The following is a 4020-nucleotide window of genomic DNA, read 5'->3' on the forward strand; positions in this document are numbered from 1 at the left end:
GAAGATAGAAGATTAGTATTATATAATCTCATAATTTTTGTAGTATCTGGGTTAATAGGATATTTTATCTTTCCTCATGTAAAAGTTAGATTTGAAACTTGGCTAAATCCATGGAAATTTATTGATAATAAAGGATATCAAATAACCCAATCTTTATTTGCTATTGCTGAGGGCGGCTTCTTTGGAACTGGAATTGGTTTAGGACATCCAGATTTTATTCCAGAGGTTCATACAGATTTTATTTTTTCTGCCATATGTGAAGAAATGGGAATATTCACTGGGATTGGGATTATAATGTTATTTTTAATATTGGTTTATAGAGGGTTCAAAATTGCAATTAACCAACAGAACAAGTTTTTTAGAATAGTTGCTTTAGGCATAAGCATATTATTTGGAATCCAATCTTTTATAATATTCGGTGGAGTTCTAAAAATGATTCCTTTAACAGGTATTACCATTCCCTTTGTAAGTTATGGGGGCAGTTCTATGCTATCGAGCTTTATAGCTTTAGGAATTCTTCAAGTAGCATCAGAAGAATTGGATTTAGAGGAGGATAAAGATGGACAAAGAACTTAAAAGGATAATTACAGTACTAACTGGAATTTGTATTTTGTTTATTAGTTTAGTAGTATATTTAAGCTATTTTCAAATTTTCAAGGCTGAATCTGTAAAAATGAATAGTTATAATAAAAGGTTATGGATAAATGAAGAAAAAATTCTAAGGGGATCTATTATAGAAAGAAATGGGAAAATACTAGCTTATAGCGAAAAGGATGGAGAATCTTATAAAAGATTTTATAATCATGGAAATTTATATAGTCATATTATTGGCTATAGTTATAGAGAATATGGGAAAGCAGGATTAGAATTAGAATATAATAATGCGTTATTAAACGTTAGTGACTCTACTACTTTAAATGAGTTGAAAAACATTGTAATTCCAAATACGGAAGGGAATACTTTAAAGCTTACTATAGACCATCATCTTCAAGAATATAGTAGGAAACTTCTAAATGGGAAAAAAGGATCGATAGTAGCTATGAACCCTATTACGGGGGAAGTATATGCTATGGTAAGTTTGCCGGATTTTAATCCTTCAACTCTTAAAGAAAACTGGAATAATATTGTTGAAGATGAAAATAGCCCATTATTGAATAGAGCTACTTCTGGATTATATACTCCTGGCTCCACATTTAAGGTTATAACTACTATTGCAGCTATAGAAACAACAGATTTAGATAGAGAATATGAATGCACTGGCAGTACAATAATTGATGGTTATGAGTTAAAGGATTATAATGGAAAAGCACATGGTAAATTGAATTTAGAAGATGCATTAGTCAAATCTTGCAACACTTATTTTGCTGAAAAAGGTGTGTTAATTGGAAAGGATAAATTAGGAGAAGTTGCTGATAGGTTCATGGTGAATAAAAAAATTCCTTTTGATATACCAGTAGCAAAATCTACTTTTCCCTATAAGGAAAATATAGGTAAAACAGACATTGCAGCTTCAAGCATTGGTCAAGGCAAGATTTTGATGACACCTTTAAATATGGCGTTGATAGCCTCTGGTATTGCTAATAAAGGGGATATTGTAAGACCTGTATTAGTTAAAGAAATTATATCACCAGAAGGAAAGGTGATAAAGAATAATCAGCCTCAAATTATATCTAGAGGCGCAGATATATTTACAGCAAATGAAGTAAAAAACATGATGGTTGAGGGTGTGAAGAGGGGAACATCAAAAAATGCAAGCATTAAAAACATTAGGGTAGCAGGTAAAACTGGTACCGCAGAAAACACTTCAGGTAAAGCTCATGCTTGGTTTATAGGCTTTGCACCTGCTGATAATCCTAAAATTGCAGTGGCAGTGGCTTTAGAAGAGGATGGTACTACTGGCGGTCAAACAGCAGCACCAATAGCTAGGAATATAATGATAGAAGCACTAAATACTATAAAATAATAAGATTATATAGAAAACAACTAAAGGGCAGCTCTAGAGACTACTTGAAAAAGTCAGATTGTCATCCTGAATGGGAAATAAAGGATCTTGCATTTGTGTCATTTATAGATTCTTCGTTAATACTCAGAATGACAAATTAAGCTCTTTTTCACTGGTCTCCAGATATCTGTCCTTTTTTAAAATTTTACAAGAATTTACTTTTCAAATTGTTCCAATACATATTTTTGTCGAAGTTTAATTTATATATAGTCTTTTTAGGAATTATAAAATCTATTTCTGTTATATCATCATACCTAATTTCAAAACCGTCAACGACGATTAAAATAGAGTTTTCATAACGATATTCAGGTTTAATGGTAATGGGAATATCTCCCGGTATAATAGCACTATTTGGTAAAGAGCGATAAGCCCTGGAGCTTATAGGTGATAGAGGAGTAATTTGTAAAGTCTTTAATGAAGGATATATTATACCACCACCAGTAGAAAAATTATAAGCGGTACTTCCAACAGGGGTAGATATAATTATTCCATCTCCACAGAACTTCTCTAAATGATTTCCGTCAATAAATATTTCTAGATGGACTACTTTAGATTGAATACCTTTAATGACTATTTCATTTAAACCAAATAATTCAAAGCAATTTGTGTGAGTACATATATTAGCCTTTACCAAATAGATTTCTTCAACTGTATAATCCTTATTAATGTACTTATCAATGAACTCATCAATATGCTCTGGTAGTATTTCCTGAAAAAAACCTAAGTGTCCAGTGTTAATTCCAACAAAAGGTACATTAGGGAAATTATATTTGTGCACCGTTCTTAGAAAAGCGCCATCTCCACCAATACAGATATTTAGCTCAGCCTGGCTATCGTATTTTTCTGGTACTACAAAGTTTTTTTCCTTCAATTTTTTGATTAACAAATTAAAAGTTTTTTTTGAGGTTGGATTATTGTTAGAAATAACATTTATAATCCTTTTTTTCTTAGTAGGATTCAAAATTTTCCCTCCAAACTTGTATGTCATTTGAATTTATTATATTATTGGTATAATAAACTGTAGCTATATTATACAACAAAAGTACTAAAATTTGGAGGGAAAGATGAATTTATTGAATGACAGTGAAAATGTAATCGTATTTATTGTTGATGAAAATGGAGAAACTTTAGAAAAATTCTTATCTAAAAAAGAAATTTCAGGAAGACTATTTAGAAGGCTATATAGGTCTAAAAATATATTTATTAACGGAGAATCAAAAAGAAAAAATACATTAGTAGGACCAGGGGATATTGTATCTTTAAAAATAGAAGATGAAATTGAAAATACTTTACCGGAACCTATTCCCTTAGATATTATCTTTGAAGATATGGATTTGTTGGTTTTAAATAAACAACCCTATATGGTAGTACATCAAACTAAAAGCCATCAAAACCATACGATATCCAATGGCATAAGTCATTATTTTAAAACAAAAGGAATAAATAGAAAGATAAGGTTTGTAAATAGATTGGATATGGATACATCTGGAATACTATTAGTAGCTAAATCTTCCTTTGCCCATCAACAAATGGCATTACAATTTGAAAATAATGAAGTAGTGAAGAAATATATGGTTGTAGTAGCAGGGATTGTAAAAAAAGACCAGGATACTATAGATTTACCTATAGGAAGAGAAGAAGAAAGAAGCATTAGAAAGCTTGTAACCCAAAATGGGAAAAAAGCAATAACAAAATATAAAGTAATAGAAAGATATAGAAATTCTAGCCTTTTGGATGTACAAATATTAACTGGCAGAAGTCATCAAATAAGGGTACATTTAAACTATTTAGGACATCCAATTATTGGAGATACTTTATACTACAAGCCTAGTGAATATATCGATAGACAAGCTTTACACTCTTATTATCTAAAAGTTAAACTTCCTAGAAGCAAAAAAGATATAGAATTAAAAGCACCTATGCCTAAAGATATCCAAAATTTAATTAATCACTTGAAATAATCATTATTATATATGAGCTTTAGCATTATGAGCAAGTTGCTAAAGCTCATATATTAT

At 30.4% G+C, this 4020-nt stretch carries 4 protein-coding genes; 3 read left to right on the plus strand and 1 reads right to left on the minus strand.

Annotation, left to right across the window (positions count from 1 at the left end; genetic code table 11):
• Together VK998_RS00810 and VK998_RS00815 are read left to right on the plus strand one after the other, a co-directional pair.
• Positions 1-576 (plus strand): FtsW/RodA/SpoVE family cell cycle protein (locus VK998_RS00810; RefSeq protein ID WP_325224409.1); only part of this gene is annotated, 576 nt, incomplete at its 5' end.
• Complete coding sequence (locus tag VK998_RS00815) at positions 560-1963, plus strand: peptidoglycan D,D-transpeptidase FtsI family protein (RefSeq protein ID WP_325224411.1); 1404 nt, start codon at positions 560-562, stop codon at positions 1961-1963. The genes VK998_RS00810 and VK998_RS00815, both read left to right, overlap by 17 nt.
• A gap of 184 nt (positions 1964-2147) precedes the next feature.
• Here the strand turns inward: VK998_RS00815 and VK998_RS00820 are convergent, their stop codons facing one another.
• A complete protein-coding gene (locus VK998_RS00820; RefSeq protein ID WP_325224413.1) occupies positions 2148-2963 on the minus strand; it encodes an NAD(+)/NADH kinase in 816 nt (271 codons plus the stop codon).
• Between the two features lie 103 nt (positions 2964-3066).
• Between VK998_RS00820 and VK998_RS00825 the strand changes: the two genes are divergently transcribed.
• Complete coding sequence (locus VK998_RS00825; protein WP_325224416.1) at positions 3067-3963, plus strand: RluA family pseudouridine synthase; 897 nt, start codon at positions 3067-3069, stop codon at positions 3961-3963.
• The last annotated feature ends 57 nt before the right edge of the window (positions 3964-4020 follow it).

Origin of the sequence: Schnuerera sp. (genome assembly GCF_035459645.1) — a bacterium.
In the GTDB taxonomy this organism is placed as follows: domain Bacteria; phylum Bacillota; class Clostridia; order Tissierellales; family Tepidimicrobiaceae; genus Schnuerera.